This is a genomic window from Myxococcus vastator (genome assembly GCF_010894475.1).
Taxonomy (GTDB): domain Bacteria; phylum Myxococcota; class Myxococcia; order Myxococcales; family Myxococcaceae; genus Myxococcus; species Myxococcus vastator.
Genome location: NZ_JAAIYB010000154.1, coordinates 1 through 17,116, shown reverse-complemented (window position 1 = coordinate 17,116; position 17,116 = coordinate 1). Strand labels below are relative to the sequence as shown.

Here is a 17,116-nt window from a genome sequence, read left to right as displayed (position 1 = left end):
GCCCCCGCCCGCCGCCACGCCCTCGGTGGCCAGCCCGGAGAGGGCGCCGCGGAGCTTGTTCGGGAACGAGGGCATCGCATCCAGCTCCATCGGCGCCCCCGCCATGACCGGTGCTTCGGCCATCACCTCCTGCTCGCCGTCGTACGCGGGGCTCTGTCCAAAGGCGCGGAGACTCTTTGTCGCCTGAGGCGCGGGCTCCCCCGCCAGCGCTTCCGCCGAAGCGCCGAACAGGCGCCGCACGTTGTCACCGAAGAGCGCCACGAACATCACCAACCCCACCAGGGTCGCCAGGGAGCAGCCCACCCCGGCGAAGAACGAGCGATTCATGGCGCCTCCCGGGCAACCCATGCGGTCCAGTTCTCCACGTCTTCCGGCAGCCGCGTGCCGCTGGACACCACCGCCCGAGGGTCGGTGAGGGCCAGCAGGTCCACGGGCAGCCGCGACAGCTTCAGCCGGCGGCCAAAGGCATCCGTCACCTTGTCGCCTCGCTGCTCACACGCCGCCAGCGCACCCTCCCACAGCCGGGCCATGCCCGCCGGGTCCAGCGTCTGCCCCTCGGGGGCCTTCTCCTCCCAGGCGCGCACCTGCGCGTGCAGCTCCCCCAGCACGGTGTAGAAGGGCTCGGTCAGCTCCGACTCCGGCTCGAAGGCCGTCATGGCGTTCACCGTCACGCGGGGCTCCGTGTGCTCGCGCCGAGGCACGTCGCTCACCCGCAGCACCGCCGCCGACGCCGCGTTGGCTCCGCGGATGCGGCCCATGGCCAGCGCCTGGCCATCCAGGACACCGAAGGCCGGCGAGGACACCGTGGGCACGGGCCGCAGCTGTCCCAGCGCGTCCGGCCCTGGCAGCGGCGCCAGCTGCGCCAGCGTCTCATCCACGCCGAAGAGCCCCACCGCCGCCGGTCCGTCCTCGCCATCCACCCGCGTCCGCAGTTGGAGCCGGGCCAGCTCGCCGGGGGCGTAGCGCGGCTTGTCCGGCGTCACCTCCACGGAGAGCTGCGCGCGCGGCGCCACGTACACCCGGCCCTGCGCGCCTTCCCAGGCCGTCATCGCCCAGCCCTCGAAGTCCTCGGGCAGCTTGAAGCGGACCGAGCGCGTCGCCTTGTCCACCTTCTCCTCCAGCCGTTGGTTGCCGGCCTGGAGCACCAGGGTGTCGGGCAGCGGGCCCTCGAACCGGGGACCGCGCAGCAGCTCGATGCGGACCTCCTCGCCGCCGCGTGCCAGCACGGGCGTGGCGCGCAGGCGCGTGGGCGGCACCTCCGCCGGACGCAGCACCAGCTTCGTCTCGCCCACGGCCTCTCCCCCCTGCGCGCCGCTCACCTTCAGCTCGTAGCCCAGGAAGGTGGTGGCCTGGGCGGCGGACTGGCGCCCCTCCTCATCCGACGGATGGGCGGTGAGGTGCGCCACGCCCAGGGCAGCCTCCGTCCGCGCCGCTTCGGACAGCCGGACGCGCGCGAAGCGCTCCTGGATGCAGGGCAGGGCTGACGCGGCCAGCGCGCCCGACTGCTTCGGCAGCGTCACCCAGGTCAGCGACTCCAGGCCCCGCTTCCCCAGCCGCCAGCTCAAGGCCGCGGGCAGCGGGGCTTCCATGCTCAGGTCCCGAGGCAGGCACGCACGCGCGTCGCGAGCCGCGTCCGCCAGCGCGGCCACCAGCGATTCAGGGGCGCCAAAGGCCGACGCCACCTCCACCTCCAGCTCCGGCAGGCCCGGGTCCCTGACGCTCAGGTCCACTTGGAGGACCCGCTCGCGCCCGGCGGGCAGCGTGCGCGAGCGCAGCACGGAGGCCACGCAGGCGGGAAGCGGCCACGTCCCCGTCACCACGTCCAGCACCGCACCTGAAGCACTCACGCGCAGGCCGAGCTCGACGTCCAGCGCTCCCTGCTCGCGCGTCACGAAGCGCGCGCAGGGCTCGAGCGCGGGCAGCGCCTTCTCCAGCGCGAGCAGGTCCTCGAGCGAGACCTCCATCCCCGGCGCCAGCAGGCTGCGCGTCTGGCCCAGCCGCACCGTGGGCTCGGGCGGCGGCGGACGCACGGGCATGGGCGGCACCACGACGTTGACGGGCGGCCCGGGGTCCAGCTGGAAGACGGCCACGCCGTCCTCGTCCGTCACCGCGCGCACGCCTTCGTCCCGCGGGTCCCAGGCGCGCTTCACCGTCAGCTCCGTGCCCGGCAGCACCTGCCCCGCGGCCGTCGTCGCGCGCACGTAGACGCGGTTGTTGAAGCCCGGCGCCAGGCCGCCCTCCACCTCCGTCACCGCCGACACCTGCAGCGCGTCCTCGGCCAGCAGCAGCGACACGCCGCCTTCGATGCGGTCTCCCGCCGCGTCCCGCGCCACCAGCCGCGCCACGAGCCGCGCCTGCCCGCGCAGGTCCATGGGCACGCGCGGCAGCGACAGGTGGAAGCGCCCCGCGGCGTCGGTGCGCGCGCGGTCCGGCAGGCCTCCCGTTCGCCACTCCGTCGGCGCGGGCCAGTCACCGTGGACCTCCCACGTCAGGCTCACCTCGACGTCGGCCACCGGCGCGCCCGAGGCATACGTCACCTGCCCATCCACCACCGGCACCTCGTCCGCGCGCCAGAAGGGCCGGGCGCTGCGCGCCTCCACGCGGAAGCGCGGCAGGGTGAAGGGCTTCACCTCGAAGGACGCCGAGGCCTGCGCCCCGCCGCTCACCCAGCTCACCGTCCACGTCCCTTGCGGCGCGCCCCGATCCAGCGGGAAGCGCCCGGCCACCACGCCCCAGGGCCCGGCCGGCGCGCGCTCCTCCAGCACCACCTCGCCGGTGGAATCCCGCACCACCCACGTCCCCGGCCGCCCATCCAGCGGCGCCAGGTCCTTGGCCCTCAGCGCCACCGCGCGGAAGAGGACCTCGTGGCCCGGCTCGTACAGGGGCCGGTCCGTCAGCACATGCGCCAGGGCATTGGCGTACAGCGGCAGCGGCGCATCCACGGTGTCCGTGCCCAGCGGCGAGGTGACGCGGGCCCGGAGCTGGTAGTCACCGTCCGGCACCTCCGGCACCACCACGCGGGCCGACAGTCCCCGGTCGTCCTGGGTGCGCGTCCAGTCCGTCTCCTGGGCCAGGGGAAGCGGCGTCTCCTTCCCCGCCACGTCCACCAGGAACACGGCGGCCGTGGCCTTCGTCACCGGGGCCTTCATCATCTGGCCGGATTCCGGATGCGGCGCCAGCGCGTGCGTCACGACGAGCACCTGTCCCGTGTCGCCGCGCGCCAGGCCGGAGCCATGGACCTCCACCACCTGGCGGAACTGTCCGTCGGGACAGCTCGGCACCTTCACTCCTCGCAGGACCCAGGCGGAAAGGCAGACGTCCCAGGAGGCAAAGGCCACCGCGCCCCCCACGAGCAACGCAGCCAGTCCTCCTCCCAGCAGCCGGCGGCGCCGGAAGCGGATTGTCATCGATTCTCCCCTTCCCTCCACTCTATGCCGGGAAGACGGGGCCCTGAAGAGCCCCCCGTTCTTCGCGTGGCGCGATTCGGTGCGCTAGGGTCACCGCCCCTTGCCAGCGCCCAAGCCCAAATCCCGCTCGCCCCAGGACGCGCTGCCCGCGCGCCTGGAATCGCTCCTGGAAGCCCTGACCGACCGGCACCTCGCGGACCGGCTGGAGCGCGTGCACCGCGCGGCGGCGGTGGCCATTGACCGGCTGGGACACTTGAGCATCGCGAAGTACGAGCCCACGTCGGTGGAGGCGGACGGCGGCGCGGACCTGTCGCTGTGGGAGACGATGGCGCCCGCCATTGGCGACACGCTGGTGGGCGTCAACCAGCTCGTCAGCGCCGTCCACCACGAGTTCCCGCCCCCCACGCGCCCCGTCGGGCCTGGCGACGGTGGCTGGGCTCCGCCGCCGGCCAGCTCGGATGAGCGGCTGGCGCAGGAGGTGGAGGCGGTGCTGCACGCCGTCGCGGATCGGCTGGCGCGGCGCGTGGCGGAGCTGGGACAGCAGATGCGCCGCCCGGAGGTGGTGAGCGACCGCTGGACGCTGATGGCCGAGCTGCAGGCCTTCCGCGCCGACTTCCGCGTGCGCATCGGCGACCTCGTGTACCTCACCGCCGCGGCCTTCGCCGACGTGCGCCGCGAAGAGGTGGTGCCCGGCTACGCCCACCAGGTGGGCGCGCGGGCGGCGCTGCGCGCGGCGGCGGCGGACCTGCGCCGCTCCCTGCAAGGCCGGTTGGAGCGCGCGGCGAAGGCGGAGGCCCCCGCGCGCCCCGCGCTGGCGCGGCAGGTAGCGGAGAGCCTGGCGGCCTTCGTGTCCCTGCCCGCGTCGGTGGCGCTGCGCACGCCGCAGAAGCACCAGGTGCTGGAGCTGCGCGCGCGCCTGCTGGACACGGCCACCCAGGCGGAGCTGGCGCCGGACGCGCTGCCGGGGCTGGTGGAGCCCTACCTCACCGCGCTGGATGAGCAGATGGAGGAGGTGACGCGCACCTGGCTCGTCGTCCATGACCGCGCGGTGTGGGCCACCTGCGGCATGAAGCTGGAGCAGGCGGACATGCACCTGTCGCTGGGCTCGCGAGGCGCGGAGCGCGTGCTGGCGGAGGCCGTGGAGGCGGCGGGCGCGCTCCAGGGCCGCTCGCCGCCGTTCGACGCCTTCCTGCGCAAGGCGCGACAGGAGGCGGGCGACGGACTGGAGGAGGCAGGAGCGCGGGAGCTGCTCACCCGGTTCCGGGAGCGGCTGGCGGCCCTGCCCTTCAGCTAGAGGCGCGAGGCTACGGCTTGGAGCCTTCGGGCTTCGCGCCCTCGGGCAGCGCCGGAGCGGCGGGCTTCGGCGGGAGGATGCGCAGCTCGTCGTAGCGCGCCGCCAGCGACTCCTGCGTCATCTCCTCCTGCCACTGCTTGGGGTTGGTGTTCCAGCCGTAGTCGGCCGGCACCTTGCCACCGCCCTGGCTGGCGTAGCCAATCATGTCCGGGAACTGCTTGGACCAGCGACCCGCGGGGTCCGGCTCCTTGGTGATGAGCTGGCGGTTGGGACGGTGAAGGAAGGGCTTGGGTGCGTCACTCATGGCCCGTAGCCTCTCCGAAAGCAGCCCGCGAGGGTAGCGGGAAGACGCGGAGCCTCAGGCCGCCCGGCGGGTCCGCCTGCGGCGCCCGGCGCTCACCGGCGGCAGCACGCGGGGGCCCATTTCGAACACCGCGGCGAAGAAGCGGGCCTGGGCCTCGCTGCCATACCGGTACCGGCGCACGGCCCCGGCCCACGTCTCCACCTCCACGCCCCAGCCTCGCCGGTCTTGGAGGAGCTCCACCCGCAGCACCCCACCCATGCCGTTACCCGCACCCTGTGCATCCATGCCCCGGGCCCTTGAAATCCCCGTGCCAGGGCAAGCACGCGACTTCACCGGGTTGCGGTGTCGGCCACCCACCAAAGCGCGGCGGGCCCGTAAGGAATGCAGGAGGGCCTGGCTGCCTGCCTGCACTTTCGTGCATGCCCGACCGGGGTACACCGCAGGTCGCCTTGTGCCTCGCGATTCCTGCGTTAACTCAGAAGCATGACTCAATTCGAGAGCAACACCGGCGAGCGGTTCGCCGAATTCGTCCTCCCCGACGGCTGCGTGCTCTGCGGTGGAGAGGTGACTGTGCGTGCCTCTCAGGCGGGTGCGCACAGCTATTGCCCGCGGTGCCACTGGCTGTCCAAGCCCAGCATGCGCGTGCGCGACAACGGCGTGGAGCTGTCCTTCGCCACCACCGTGCTCGCCTGAGCACGCGTCGCCTCACGGCGGCAACATCGTCTCCGACAGCAACAGCGCCAGCAGGGCCGCCTTCTCACCCTGTCCGAGGCGCAGCACCTCCTCGGGCAGGGACAGGGAGACGGGGCCCGGCTGGAGCGTCGTCCCACGCTGGCAGGTGCGCCAGCCTGAATACCCTTCTCCCGTCACGGACATCGTGTAGTCGCATCCGCCCATGGCGCCAGCGATGGCGAAGGGCGCGATGACGAGGCTCGACGGCTGGCTGGCGAAGTTCCCCTCCAGGTGCAGGCCCGGCTCCGGCGTCCGTTCGAGCACGCGGAGGTCGACGGTGCCGTCCCCCACGCGTCCGAGCAGGTCTCCGCTGGCCCAGCCGACATCCACGTCCCTGCCACGCACCTGGCCCACCAGCGCCGCGCCGCGCTGACGCAGCTCGACGCCGGGCCCGCGCACGACGCCACCCTCCTCCAGGGACAGCTCCACCGACTGCGAGCCCGCTTCGAGCCGCAGCGGTCCTCCCTGCCCGGTGACGGAGACCTGTGCCCGCGCGGAGGGCGCGAGCGTCAGGCACAACACGCCCAGGATTCCGATGACACCTCGGGGTCTGGTTTCGCTCCGCGACACATGACACCTGCTTTCGGCGGGTCCTCTGCCCGAAGGTGAGGCTCCGCTAAAGCCGTGGCAGGGCCGGTGGACCTGGCGCGCTCACGCCGGGACTGGCGAAGTCCCAGGAAGCGAGCGCGGGGTCCGTGGCTCAGTGGCCGCCGTAGGTACCGCTCGCGGCGGGCACCACTTCGGGCTCGCGCTCGAGCCTGCGCTCGGCTTCATCCCAGGCGCGGCCGTCCTCGTAGCCCCACTCGTCGACGTCCACCTGGTAGCTGACCTGAGACAGCAGCCGGCCCCGGCACAGCTTCGAGTCCCAGTTGCCCTCCGCCAGCGAGCTGTTGGCGCGGGAGAGCAGCTCGCGCATCACCCACTCCGGGACGATGTCGCGGTCCGCGGGGTACGCGAAGCGGAAGAACATCAGGTGCGAGAGCAGCACCTCCCAGTACCGGTCGAAGCGCGCCAGCAGCCGCGGCCAGTCGAACGTGCGCCCCGTCTTCAGGAGCAGGTGCGTGAGCTCGTGTCCGTCGAAGCGCTCGCGCTCCAGGACGAAGGCCTTGCTCCAGTAGATTTCCTCCGCCGGAGGCACCTTGCACGCGCAGTTCAGCAGCCGGGCACAGACGGCGTGCTCGAACCAGCCGTCATCGACGATGGTGATGCCGTTGCCGGACGCGAAGATGAGGTCGACGAGGAAGTCGTCCCAGAAGGCCTTGTGCAGCCAGCCGTGGACGTTGCTCTGCGTGCTCCAGCCGTTGCGCGCGAGCACTTCCAAGGCGCGGTCCGCGTCGTCCTTGCGAATGAACAGGTCCAGGTCCTTCGTGTCGCGATAGATGCCCGTGTAGTGGGCGAACGCGTAAGCGCCACCGACCAGGAACGGGATTCGCGCGTCGGACAGCAATTGGATGGCATAGGCCCGTGCGCCCAGCTCGGCGACCGGCCGCCGGACCTCCATCCGCCGTGGGTCTCCCCCGGGCTCGCCCGAGGCCTTCGGTGGTTGCTCAGCCATGCGCCAAAAATAGGAGCGCGATGCCGGGACGACAGCGGTCCGGCCGCGTGGCCGGTCGCAGGGCAGCCAGGCGTGCGTCAGCGCGCCAGCATCCACATCAGCGGCGCCGTGGCGAAGGACAGCGGAACGCCCACCCCCACCATCAACACCGCCAGCTCCGGGTCCAGGTCATGCTCGGCCGCGAGGATGGCCGCGCTCACCATGGGCCCCATGGCCGCCTGCAGCAGCGTGGCCTGCACCACCATGGGCGCCAGCCCTGGCAAGGCCAGCAGGCCCGCGGCCGTCAGCGCCGGCACCAGGAGCAGCTTGTACGACAGCCCCAGGGCCACCGCGGGCAGCCGGGGCTTGATGCCCGACAGGCGCAGCTGCAGGCCAATGGCGAACAGGGCCAGCGGCGTCAGCAGCGAGCCCAGCCGCTCCAGCACCCCGTCCAGCCAGACGGGGTAGGCCCAGGGCCGCGTCGCCAACGCCACCACCAGCGCCAGGAACGGGGGGAAGGTGGCCACCTTGCGCGCGAGCTGCCGCGCGGACAGCGGCGTGTCCGCGCCCGCCCGGGCCGCCGCCACCGTGGCCAGCGAGGACAGCACCAGGAAGGAGCCGAGCTGATCCACCACCACCGCCACCGGCAGCCCCTCGGCGCCCAGCAGCGCCTCCGCCATGGGCAGCCCCACGAAGGCGGTGTTGCCCAGCCCCGCCGTCAGCACCAGCGCCATGATGGACGGCTTGGGCAACCCCAGCCGGGGCCCGAGCCCCCGGAAGAAGGGGCCCGCGCCCAGGTAGTAGAGCCACGGCACCGAGGCGGCGACCAGCAGCTCCGGTACGAACTCCAACCGGTGCATGGCGCGCAGCACCAGCGCCGGCAGCGCGACGTACAGCACGAAGGTGTTGAACGCCCCGGCGGAGCCCTCCGGAAACTTCCCGCTGCGCCGGGCCAGGACGCCCAGCACCAGACACGCCCCCAGCAGCCCGATGACGTTCCCCATGACGGCCACAGCGTCTCAGCCCACCGCGGCGAACTCCAGCGGCATGCGCCAAAAGCAACGGGCGGCCTTCCCCAGGGGAAGACCGCCCGTCGTTCACTTCACGCCGAAGCCGGGACTACGGCTTGGTGTAGTTGATGGCCAGGTTGAACGTACCGGCCGTGTAGCCACGCACCATGATGTACGCGGTGCTCTGGCCCGCGGGCACGGCGATGTCGCACGTCTCGGAGGCGCCCGAGAGGTACGGACGGCAGTTGTACGAGCTCGTGGTGGGGGCCGCGCCGAAGCGGACGTAGAGGTCCGGGTCACCCGAGCCCGTCATCACGACCTTGAAGTTGGTGCCCGCCTTCACGCTGAAGGGCCCGTAGTTCTGGCTGGCGCCAGAAGCCACGCTGCCGGTCCGCGTCTCGCTGGTGGGCGTGCCACCGTTGCCGCCGGAGGGCGTGAGGTAGTTGATGGTCAGGTTGAAGGTCGCGGACGAATAGCCACGCACCATGATGTACGCGCTGGTCACGCCCGCCGGAATCTCCACGGAGCAGGTCTCGCTGGCGCCGCTGAGGTACGGACGGCAGTTGTACGCGGTGGTGGTGGGCGCCGCGCCCGCGCGGACGTAGAGGTCCGGGTCACCCGAACCCGTCATCGTCACGGTGAAGGTGGAGCCAGGGACGACGTTGAAGGGGCCGTAGTTGACTTCGGCGCCCGCGGCGACCGAGCCCGAGCGCGTCTCCGTCACCGGATCGCCGTCCGGCGGCGGCGGGGGCGGCTCACCGTTCGGCGTGCCGTAGAGCGCCTGGATGCCCTGGACGTCCTTGGTGGTCAGCACCAGGTCGCCGTTCTGGGTGCCGTTGCACTGCGGGTAGTGCATGACAGAGGCGCCGTCATAGGTGGTCAGCGCGCGCCAGTTGCTGTCCTCGAAGCACGTGCCGGACTCGGGGCGGGTGTGCTCGTGACGGAAGCCGAGCACGTGGCCCAGCTCGTGGCGGGTGATGCCCTCCAGCGTCCAGACGCCCAGGGGCTGGAAGGCGCTGGCGTCGAAGAGGACGTTGCGGCTGGAGCGCGCGTCACCCGGGAAGAACGCGCGGGCCAGGTACTGGCCGCCCGCGTTGACGGGGCGCACGTCGAACAGCACGTTGTTGTTGCTGGCGGTGCAGTTGGAGTCCTGCGCGGAGACGTGAACGAACTTCACGTGGCCCGCGGCCTCCCACGTGCCCGTCGCGCTGGCCATCGCCTGGACCATGCGGTTGTAGTTGCTGCCGAAGGTCGTGCTCACGCAGTAGGTGAGGTTCAGCTTCTGCGTGTCGCTCCACTTCGCGTCCGCCCCGCCCACGCGGTGGACGATGAGCTGCCCGTTCTTGACGTTGTTGTCATAGAACTCGCGCAGGTGCTTCTCGGTGGCGAACGTCGTGTCACCGTCAGCGATGAAGATGCCCGTCTCCGGCTCCTGGTACACCTGGGCGAGGAACTCCTCCCACGACATCCCCTGGCCGAGCGACTCCTCGGGGGTGGGGGTGAGAGCATCGCTGCCGCCGCAACCGGCGAGCAGCGCCAGACCCGTGAGGGCGCCGACGAACTTGGACTGTGACATGGACATCCTTGTTGGGATGAATGGTTCGCAGCCGACCAAGCAGCCGCCATGCCAGCAGCCAAGTCATCGCCGTCATTCAGGTTTTCTGATGGCTCCCTGTTCAACGCGGTGTGCCGGGACTCCAAAGCCGCTCGGCTTTTCGTAAACAATTATTACGATTCGCCTTCAAATGGCAGTGGTTATAAGGGTTTGTCCGTAGAAGCCAAGTTGACTGATACCCAGACAGGCCGTCCTGAAACAGGACAGCATTCACCGACCGTCTGGATTCGTTCGTCCTGAAAATAGACAGCGCCAACGGAAGCCCTACAGCCCCACCAGGCTCTCCGGGCGAGTCAGGCCGCGCGCGCGGCCCAGCGGCTGGAGGATGTCCTGCGGCGGCGCGTCCGCGGTGAGCAGGAGCGCGCGCACGGCGGTCTCCACCACGTCCTCGGCGCCGGGGCGGACCATGCCGCGGCGGGCGTCCTGCACGCGCTTGCCGCGGTAGGCGTCAAAGCGCTCCTTCACGCGGCGGGCGACGTCCGACACCGCCTTGTCGCCCACCTCCACGCGCAGCTCCAGCTCGTTGCGCAGCTGCACCGGGTCCGCGAGCACGCCGTACCTGTCGTAGCCCTTGTGCGCCGTGTCCTCGTGCATCACCGCGTAGTCCTGCGTATTGGGCGCGGGCACCTGCTGCTCCTTGAGCAAATCCCGCATCACCGCGGTGACAGAGGCCGTCACGGTGAGCCGGTGGAGCTGCACGTCGAACACGAAGTCCGAATACATGGGCTCCTCCACGGTGATGGGCTCGCGGAAGGTGGCGTCGCGGTGACGCTGCACCTGGGTGCGCTGCCCCTCGGCCTTGTCCAGCGCGGCCTCCAGCGCCTTTTCCTTCTCCAGGGACGCGGCGGCCTTGGCCACCAGCAACACCTCCTCGGCGACGCACGCCTTGGTGTCACAGCGGGAGGGGTTGCACTCGCTGGGGAGCTCGCCCGGGCCGCTGGCCTCGCGCGCGGCATCGCCACACTCCTGCAGGGCCTCGCGGCACTGGCGGCGCTCCCGCTCGCGGCAGCGCTCGGCGGACACGCGCACCATGGACAGCTCCGCCTGCAGGCGCAGGTACTCCCGCAGCGCGGCGGCCTGCTTGCGCTCCACGTCCTCCAGGGTGCGCTCAGCCTTCAGGAGCTGGGTCTCGAAGCCGCCGCGGCGCGGGTTGGGCACGGAGCGGTTGCCGGCGAGGTAGCGCTGCGTGCGCTGAGACTCCTCCACCACCTGCAGCGGCAGCACGCGCTCCAGCGACAAATCCAGAGACACGCCTTCGCGGCCCGCCGGGGCCTCCGTCACCACGCGCAGGGGCAGCCGCGTGGGCAGCATCGCCGCCAGCCGGCCGGCCGACAGCCGCTGCGCCACGTCCGGCGCTCCGGCCCGGTCCTCCACCGGCGAGGCCACCACCAGGAAGGCCACCTCGTCGCGCAGCTTCTGGCGCACGGCCTCGGCCCGCTCCCGCGCCGCGGTGGCGCCCACGCGCTCCTGGTCCGCGCGGACGTAGGCCACCAGCGCGTTGCCCAGCTTGCCGGCCTTCTCCAGGCCCTCACCCGTACCGAACCAGCGCCGCGCCCAGGCCACCTGCACGCCGTCCACGCCCCGCCTGGCGGCCGCGTGGTCCGGCGCCACCGACAGCACCGCGTCGAACTCCGCGCGCGCGTCCTGCAGCCGCTCCGCCTTCAACGCCGCGTTGCCCGCCGCCACGCGCGCATCCAGCGTGGCGCCAAGCAGCTCCCGCGCCGAGGCGTTGTCCGCGTTGAGCTCCAGCGCGCGCACCAGGCGCTTCATCGCGCCATCCAGGTCCCCGGAGGCATGCACGGCGCGCGCATCCGCCAGCACCACCTCGCTCCAGGCCTGGCGCACCTTGCCCAGCTTCACCTTGACCTCGGAGGCCTCCGGGTCCGCCGCCAGCGCGCGCAGATAGGCCGCCTCCGCCTCCGCCCACTTCTGCTCCTGACTGGCGACGTCTCCCTCCTTCACCGCCCGGGAGAAGGCGGAGCAGCCCGACAGGGCGAACACCAGGGACAGGGCCAGGGCGCTCAGCAGCACCACGGCCGCCACGCGAAGCACCTGTCCCCGCTGCAAGGCCCCCGAGCGCGCGGGCTTCGCCTGGGCCAGGACGGGGATGCTCGCCGCCTTGCGCCAGGTGGTGGCGGTCTCCTCCCGGACTTCGTCCTCCGCGTCCACCAGCCCCTGGACGTAGGCCCGCTCCACGTCCAGCAGGCTGGGGTAGACCAGCTCGCCCTCCGGCGTCCGCACGACGTATCCCATGCGCCCTCCTCCCGGCCGTCCGTCAGGACAGTTCGGTGGCAATCTGCTCAGCGACGCGCAGTCCATCAATGGCGGACGACACGATGCCGCCCGCGTAGCCGCAGCCCTCGCCCGCCGGGTAGAGGCCTTTCATGGACACTGACTGCAGGTCCTCGCCGCGGGTGATGCGCACCGGCGACGACGTGCGGCTCTCGATGCCGATGAGCTTTCCCTCCTCGCTGATGAAGCCGCGCATCTTCCGCTCGAAGGTGCGCAGGGCCTGCTTCAGCGACTCGGTGAGCCGCTCCGGGAAGAGCTGGTTGAGGTCCGTGTGCGCCAGGCCGGGGCGGTAGCTGGTGCCGCCCGGGTCCTTCTTCACGCGCCCGGCCAGGTAGTCCGGAATCGTCTGGGCCGGGGCGTAGAAGCGGCCTCCGCCCAGCTCATACGCCTTGCCCTCCCAGTGGCGCTGGAACTCCAGGCCCGCCAGCGGCCCGCGGAAGCCCTCGCGCTCGAAGTCCGCCACGGACACGGACACGACGATGCCCGCGTTGGCGTAGCGCGCGTTGCGCCGCGAGTTGCTCATGCCGTTGGTGCACTGGAGCCCGTCCTGCGTGGGCGTGGGCACGACGATTCCGCCAGGGCACATGCAGAACGAGTAGACGCCGCGCACCTCGCCGTCCACCTCCAGGTTCTCCGCCAGCTTGTAGTCCGCCGGAGGCAGGCGCGGATTCTTCGCCGCGTTGCCGTACTGGATGCCGTTGATGAGCGCCTGCGGGTGCTCGGCGCGGAAGCCCAGGGCGAAGGGCTTGGCCTCCACCATCACCTGGCCGTCGGCCGCGAAGCGCTCGTACAGCTCGCGCGCGGAGTTGCCAGGGGCCAGGATGACGCGGTTGCTCTCCAGCGTGCGGCCGTCGGACAGCTTCACGCCCGCGATGTGGCCGTCCTTGTAGAGCAGGTCGTCCACGCGCGTGCCGAAGTGGACCTCGCAGCCGCCGGCGATGAGCTCCTCGCGCAGCTTCGCCACCGCGCCGGGCAGCAGGTCCGAGCCGATGTGCGGCTTGCCCTCGATGAGGATGTGGTCCGGCGCGCCGTAGCGGGCGAAGGCCTCGATGACCTTGCGCACCATGGGGTGGTTGATGCGCGTGGACAGCTTGCCGTCCGTGTACGCGCCCGCGCCGCCCTCGCCGAAGTTCATGTTGCTTTCGGGGTCCAGCGTCCCGTCGCGCATGAGCTTCGCCACGTCCTTGCGGCGCGCCACCACCTCGCGGCCCCGCTCCAGCAGGATGCTGCGAACGCCGCGCTCCAGCAGGCCCAGCGCGGCGAAGAGCCCCGCGGGGCCCGTGCCGATGATGATGGGCCACTGCTCCGGCGCCTTCACCGGGGCCAGCGGCTCGGGAGGCGGCGGCGCCTCACCCACGTCCGGTGGCAGCTTCGCCGGCTGCTTGCCCCGGGCCAGCTCCACCTCCAGCGTGTAGATGTAGCGCGGGCTGCCCTTCTTCCGCGCGTCCAGCACGGAGCGCACCACCCGCACGGACGCGAGGTCGGAGCGGGTGACGCCCAGCTTCTCCGCGGCGCGCTGACCGAGCAGCTCCTCCGGCTCGTCCAGCCACAGCCCGATGTTGTTCACCCGATACGCCATGGCCATCCGCTCCTGGTGGGGCGCGTATCTCGCCGCCCCGTTGAAAGATTGCAAGCCCTTGAAATCCGGGTGCGAACCCGCTGATGCACCCCCCCACGCCAATCCCCCGTACCGCCGAGGACTGCGCAACCGCGTTCGCACTGCCCTCCAGGGCCGTTTGGGGCCCTGGTCTACTTCAACCCTTGGGAAATGTTGAGGAATCCGTTTGGAAGAGATCGGCTGGCACGGGGGTTGAAACAGGGCCGTATCGTGATTACGCGGCGTCGCTCCTTCCCGGCCGCTTTATGGAGGCACTGACCTTGAGCACCGATCAAAAGGGCACCCGGATCCTGGCGCGCACGTTCTTCAACCAGCTGCGCGCGAGCGGCTACACCCCGCACCAGGTGATTGGCATCGCCACGGAGCTGCTCGAGCTGGTGACGACGGACATCAAGGAAGGCGACAAGGCGACGGCCGTCCAGGCGGCGCAGGAGCAGGCCCCGGAGAATCGCCCGCACGCCTGAGGTGCTTGACGGGTCAGGCGCGGGGCGCCCCTTGCTCCCGCCTCCGCTGGTACGCAGCCGCGCCGGCAACAAAGAGCAGACCCGCGGTGAGGGCGCTGAAGACGCTGCTGGCCGTCTGCGTGGCCTGGAGCGCCATCAGCACGCCGCCCGCGGTGAAGGCGGCCACATCCACCCACGCGGGACGGCGCTGGGGCAGCACCAGCACCAGGATGCAGGCCGTCAGCGGCAGCCCCAGCACCACCTGGCGGACAATGGCGTCGGTGCTGGTGCGCACCGTGTCCCAGTTGTGAACCAGGATGGCGGCGAAGATGACCACCGTGCCCAGCGCGAGCACCAGCACGCCCGCGGCGGCCGCGTCCTTGGCCAGCCGGGCCTTCTCGTCGAACTGCTGGACGGCCAGGTCCACCAGGTGCTCCAGCGCGCTGTTGAGGATTTCGGCGAAGAAGATGAGCAGGACGCAGAAGATGAGCGTCACCTTCTCCGCGAGCCCCAGCGCGATGCCGCTGCCCACCAGCCCCACCAGCACGGCGGCGATGAGGTGGACGCGCATGTTGCGCTGGTAGATGACGGTGTGGATGAGCCCCGCCCACGCATGGCCGAAGGAGGCGAGCAGCCCCGAACCGTGACGGGGAGGGAAGGACGCGGGTGGCCGGGGAGGTGCGTTCATCGATGGCGAAAGCGCGAGGGAGGCTAACACCCGTGGGACGGATTGCCCCTTCGTCGTGAAGGGGTATGGTCCGACCCTGTGAATGCCCCTTCCTACCCGCTTCGTGTCCGTCTGGGTGGCGCACTTCTCGCGCTGGTGTTGACTTCCTCCCTGGCCCGCGCCGAATCCCACGCCGCGCTGGACGAAGGGGCGTGTGGCCTGGAGCCGCCGGGTGCGCGGTACACGCCGATGCCCGGGCCCCGGCCGCATGAGACGCGCCGCCTGTCCGCCGAGGAGCCGCCCGTGGTCCGGCGTGAGCTCCGGCCGGGCGCCTCCGGGACGAAGTCGGGCGTGCCGCAGACGCGCCAGCGCACGGGCGCGCTCTCCGGCAAGGTGGTGTACCTGAGCCCGGGCCACGGCTTCACGCGCAGCGCGCCGCTGAACCGCTGGGCCACGCAGCGGCCGAACACCTGGGCCGTGGTGGAGGACCTCATCTCCGCCGAGGTGCTCAACCAGTACCTGCTGCCCATGCTGACGGGCGCCGGCGCCACCGTGGTGCCCCTGCGTGAGCCGGACCTCAACGGGCACATGGCCATCGTCGACGACGGGCAGGCCGGCTACTCGGAGGACGGTGACGGGTTCGACGCCTCCGCGCAGCCCGGCTGGGGCACGCCGCCCATGCCCATGGGCAACGGGGTGGAGCCCTTCTCGCTGGGCACGACGCGGGTGATGGCCTCCGCGCGCAGCGCCACCGCGAGCGCGACGTGGGCGCCGACGCTCCCCGCGGAGGGCAGCTACCACGTCTACGTCTCCTACGCTGCCGACCCCACGCGCGCGCCGGACGCGCACTACGTGGTGAAGCACGCGGGCGGTGAGAGCCACTTCCGCGTCAACCAGCGCCGTCACGGCGGGACGTGGGTGCTGCTGGGGCGCTTCTACTTCAAGGCGGGGCAGCACCCGGACTCCGGCGCGGTGGTGGCTTTGAATGACACGGCGGAGGGCGGCACGCTGTCGCTGGACGCGGTGCGCTTCGGCGGTGGCCGCGGCGTCATCGGTGACGCGGCGATGGCGCCCCTGGCGCGGCCCCGCTACGAGGAGTCCGCGCGCTACCACGTGCAGTTCAGCGGCGCGCCCTTCACGGTGTACGCGCCCACGGGGGCCAACGCGCTGACCAACGAGCGCAACGCGGACGTCACCGCGCGCCCGCGCTTCGCCGCGTGGCTGCACGAGGAGGGCGAGGACGCGGTGTACGTGGCGTGGCACACCAACGCGTCCACGTCGGGCAATGTGTCGGGCTCGGAGGCCTACGTGTACGGGCCCAACCCGGTGGACGGCACGCTCAACTTCACCGGGTTCCCGGGCAGTGACGTGCTGGCGCGGGCGCTGCTGGACGAGCTGGCGCGCGACATGCGCCGCGAGGTGGACCCGAGCTGGCGGGTGCGCAACCTGCGCTCGGCGAACCTGGGCGAGGTGAACCCCACGCACAACAACGAGATGCCGTCCGTGCTGCTGGAGATCGCCTACCACGACAACGTCACCGATTCGAACCGGCTGAAGGAGCCCGTGTTCCGCCGGGTGGCCGCGCGCGCCATCCTCCAGGGCCTCATCAAGTACTACGCGGCCCGGGACAGCGTGCCCGTCGTCCTGCCGCCCGAGCCGCCCGAGGCGGTGGCCGCGCTCAACGGCAGCGGCGGCACGGTGGAGCTCCGCTGGGCGGCGCCGCCGGCCAACCCGGACGAGGAGGGCCGCGACGCGCCCACCGGCTACCGCGTCTACCAGAGCGCGGACGGGCTGGGCTGGGACGACGGCACGGACGAGGCGGGCCTGTCGTTCCGCGCCACGCTGGCGCCGGGCACCACGCGCTACTTCCGCGTGGCCGCGGTGAGCGCGGGCGGCGAGGGCTTCCCGTCCGCCACCGTGGGCGTGCGGACGCCGGGCGGCGAGGAGTCGCCGGTGCTGGTGGTCAACGGCTTCGAGCGGCTGGACGCCTCCCAGGCGTGCGCCGAGCCGCTGGACGCCTATGACCTCCAGGCGCCGGTCCGCCTGCTGGTGGAGACGATGAACGACGGCACCTACGTGCGCCGCCACGGCGCCGCGCTGGCGCACGCGGGCATGGCCTTCGACAGCGCGACGCGCGCGGCGGTGGCGGCGAACCTGGTGACGGTGGGCGCGCCGTACCGGCTGGTGGACTGGTTCACCG

At 71.8% G+C, this 17,116-nt stretch carries 14 protein-coding genes and 1 pseudogene; 4 read left to right on the top strand and 11 right to left on the bottom strand.

Going from position 1 to position 17,116, the window contains the following annotated elements; translation table 11 throughout:
* Positions 1 to 327 (bottom strand): annotated as a pseudogene (locus G4D87_RS17110) (alpha-2-macroglobulin family protein); the annotation flags it as partial.
* Positions 324 to 3,407, bottom strand: a complete 3,084-nt coding sequence (locus G4D87_RS17105) for an MG2 domain-containing protein (RefSeq protein ID WP_176411172.1) — start codon at positions 3,405 to 3,407, stop codon at positions 324 to 326. The gene G4D87_RS17105 and the pseudogene G4D87_RS17110, both read right to left, overlap by 4 nt.
* A 100-nt stretch (positions 3,408 to 3,507) precedes the next feature.
* Between G4D87_RS17105 and G4D87_RS17100 the strand changes: the two genes are divergently transcribed.
* Positions 3,508 to 4,701, top strand: a complete 1,194-nt coding sequence (locus G4D87_RS17100) for a hypothetical protein (protein WP_163783137.1) — start codon at positions 3,508 to 3,510, stop codon at positions 4,699 to 4,701.
* Between the two features lie 10 nt (positions 4,702 to 4,711).
* On the opposite strand, the gene G4D87_RS17095 is transcribed toward G4D87_RS17100, so the two are convergent.
* Together G4D87_RS17095 and G4D87_RS17090 are read right to left on the bottom strand one after the other, a co-directional pair.
* Entirely contained in the window at positions 4,712 to 5,005 is a 294-nt protein-coding gene (locus G4D87_RS17095) for a hypothetical protein (protein WP_163783136.1), read from the bottom strand.
* A 54-nt stretch (positions 5,006 to 5,059) separates the two neighbouring features.
* Entirely contained in the window at positions 5,060 to 5,290 is a 231-nt protein-coding gene (locus tag G4D87_RS17090; protein WP_163783135.1) for a hypothetical protein, read from the bottom strand.
* A gap of 198 nt (positions 5,291 to 5,488) precedes the next feature.
* Here G4D87_RS17090 and G4D87_RS17085 point away from each other — a divergent pair, with 198 nt between their 5' ends.
* Positions 5,489 to 5,698, top strand: coding sequence for a hypothetical protein (locus G4D87_RS17085; protein ID WP_011550932.1), 210 nt, complete (start codon positions 5,489 to 5,491; stop codon positions 5,696 to 5,698).
* Between the two features lie 12 nt (positions 5,699 to 5,710).
* Here the strand turns inward: G4D87_RS17085 and G4D87_RS17080 are convergent, their stop codons facing one another.
* The 6 genes from G4D87_RS17080 to G4D87_RS17055 all read right to left on the bottom strand — a co-directional run bounded on the left by G4D87_RS17080 (position 5,711) and on the right by G4D87_RS17055 (position 13,767).
* The gene (locus G4D87_RS17080) at positions 5,711 to 6,259 is read right to left on the bottom strand and encodes a hypothetical protein (RefSeq protein WP_240358340.1); all 549 of its coding nucleotides are present in this window, start codon (positions 6,257 to 6,259) and stop codon (positions 5,711 to 5,713) included.
* Positions 6,260 to 6,437: 178 nt separating this feature from the next.
* On the bottom strand, positions 6,438 to 7,292 hold the full coding sequence (locus G4D87_RS17075; RefSeq protein ID WP_163783133.1) for a nucleotidyltransferase family protein: 855 nt from the start codon (positions 7,290 to 7,292) through the stop codon (positions 6,438 to 6,440).
* A 77-nt stretch (positions 7,293 to 7,369) separates the two neighbouring features.
* Positions 7,370 to 8,275: an AEC family transporter gene (locus G4D87_RS17070; protein WP_163783132.1), complete on the bottom strand. Its 906-nt coding sequence runs from the start codon at positions 8,273 to 8,275 to the stop codon at positions 7,370 to 7,372.
* 115 nt (positions 8,276 to 8,390) lie between these two features.
* Positions 8,391 to 9,863, bottom strand: a complete 1,473-nt coding sequence (locus G4D87_RS17065; RefSeq protein WP_163783131.1) for a pre-peptidase C-terminal domain-containing protein — start codon at positions 9,861 to 9,863, stop codon at positions 8,391 to 8,393.
* A 297-nt stretch (positions 9,864 to 10,160) separates the two neighbouring features.
* Positions 10,161 to 12,149 carry an outer membrane exchange accessory lipoprotein TraC gene (gene traC / locus G4D87_RS17060; RefSeq protein ID WP_240358339.1) on the bottom strand — a complete coding sequence of 663 codons (1,989 nt, stop codon included), beginning with the start codon at positions 12,147 to 12,149 and terminating at the stop codon, positions 10,161 to 10,163.
* A 22-nt stretch (positions 12,150 to 12,171) separates the two neighbouring features.
* Positions 12,172 to 13,767 (bottom strand): NAD(P)/FAD-dependent oxidoreductase, encoded by a 1,596-nt coding sequence (locus tag G4D87_RS17055; protein ID WP_163783130.1) that lies wholly within the window; start codon positions 13,765 to 13,767, stop codon positions 12,172 to 12,174.
* A 299-nt stretch (positions 13,768 to 14,066) separates the two neighbouring features.
* On the opposite strand from G4D87_RS17055, the gene G4D87_RS17050 reads away from it, so the two are divergent.
* On the top strand, positions 14,067 to 14,270 hold the full coding sequence (locus tag G4D87_RS17050) for a hypothetical protein (protein WP_176408800.1): 204 nt from the start codon (positions 14,067 to 14,069) through the stop codon (positions 14,268 to 14,270).
* Positions 14,271 to 14,283: 13 nt separating this feature from the next.
* On the opposite strand, the gene G4D87_RS17045 is transcribed toward G4D87_RS17050, so the two are convergent.
* Positions 14,284 to 14,937, bottom strand: coding sequence for a diacylglycerol kinase family protein (locus G4D87_RS17045; protein WP_163783128.1), 654 nt, complete (start codon positions 14,935 to 14,937; stop codon positions 14,284 to 14,286).
* Between the two features lie 78 nt (positions 14,938 to 15,015).
* Here G4D87_RS17045 and G4D87_RS17040 point away from each other — a divergent pair.
* Positions 15,016 to 17,116, top strand: a 2,101-nt coding sequence (locus G4D87_RS17040) for a golvesin C-terminal-like domain-containing protein (protein WP_163783127.1), incomplete at its 3' end; no start/stop codon positions are given.

Bases quoted from the DNA above. Each gene is read 5' to 3' on its own strand.
- G4D87_RS17105 (WP_176411172.1), bottom strand. From the start codon at position 3,407: ATGACAATCCGCTTCCGGCGCCGCCGGCTGCTGGGAGGAGGACTGGCT.
- G4D87_RS17095 (WP_163783136.1), bottom strand. From the start codon at position 5,005: ATGAGTGACGCACCCAAGCCCTTCCTTCACCGTCCCAACCGCCAGCTC.
- G4D87_RS17070 (WP_163783132.1), bottom strand. From the start codon at position 8,275: ATGGGGAACGTCATCGGGCTGCTGGGGGCGTGTCTGGTGCTGGGCGTC.
- traC (WP_240358339.1), bottom strand. From the start codon at position 12,149: ATGGGATACGTCGTGCGGACGCCGGAGGGCGAGCTGGTCTACCCCAGC.
- G4D87_RS17065 (WP_163783131.1), bottom strand. From the start codon at position 9,863: ATGTCCATGTCACAGTCCAAGTTCGTCGGCGCCCTCACGGGTCTGGCG.
- G4D87_RS17055 (WP_163783130.1), bottom strand. From the start codon at position 13,767: ATGGCGTATCGGGTGAACAACATCGGGCTGTGGCTGGACGAGCCGGAG.
- G4D87_RS17045 (WP_163783128.1), bottom strand. From the start codon at position 14,937: ATGAACGCACCTCCCCGGCCACCCGCGTCCTTCCCTCCCCGTCACGGT.
- G4D87_RS17090 (WP_163783135.1), bottom strand. From the start codon at position 5,290: ATGGATGCACAGGGTGCGGGTAACGGCATGGGTGGGGTGCTGCGGGTG.
- G4D87_RS17075 (WP_163783133.1), bottom strand. From the start codon at position 7,292: ATGGCTGAGCAACCACCGAAGGCCTCGGGCGAGCCCGGGGGAGACCCA.
- G4D87_RS17085 (WP_011550932.1), top strand. From the start codon at position 5,489: ATGACTCAATTCGAGAGCAACACCGGCGAGCGGTTCGCCGAATTCGTC.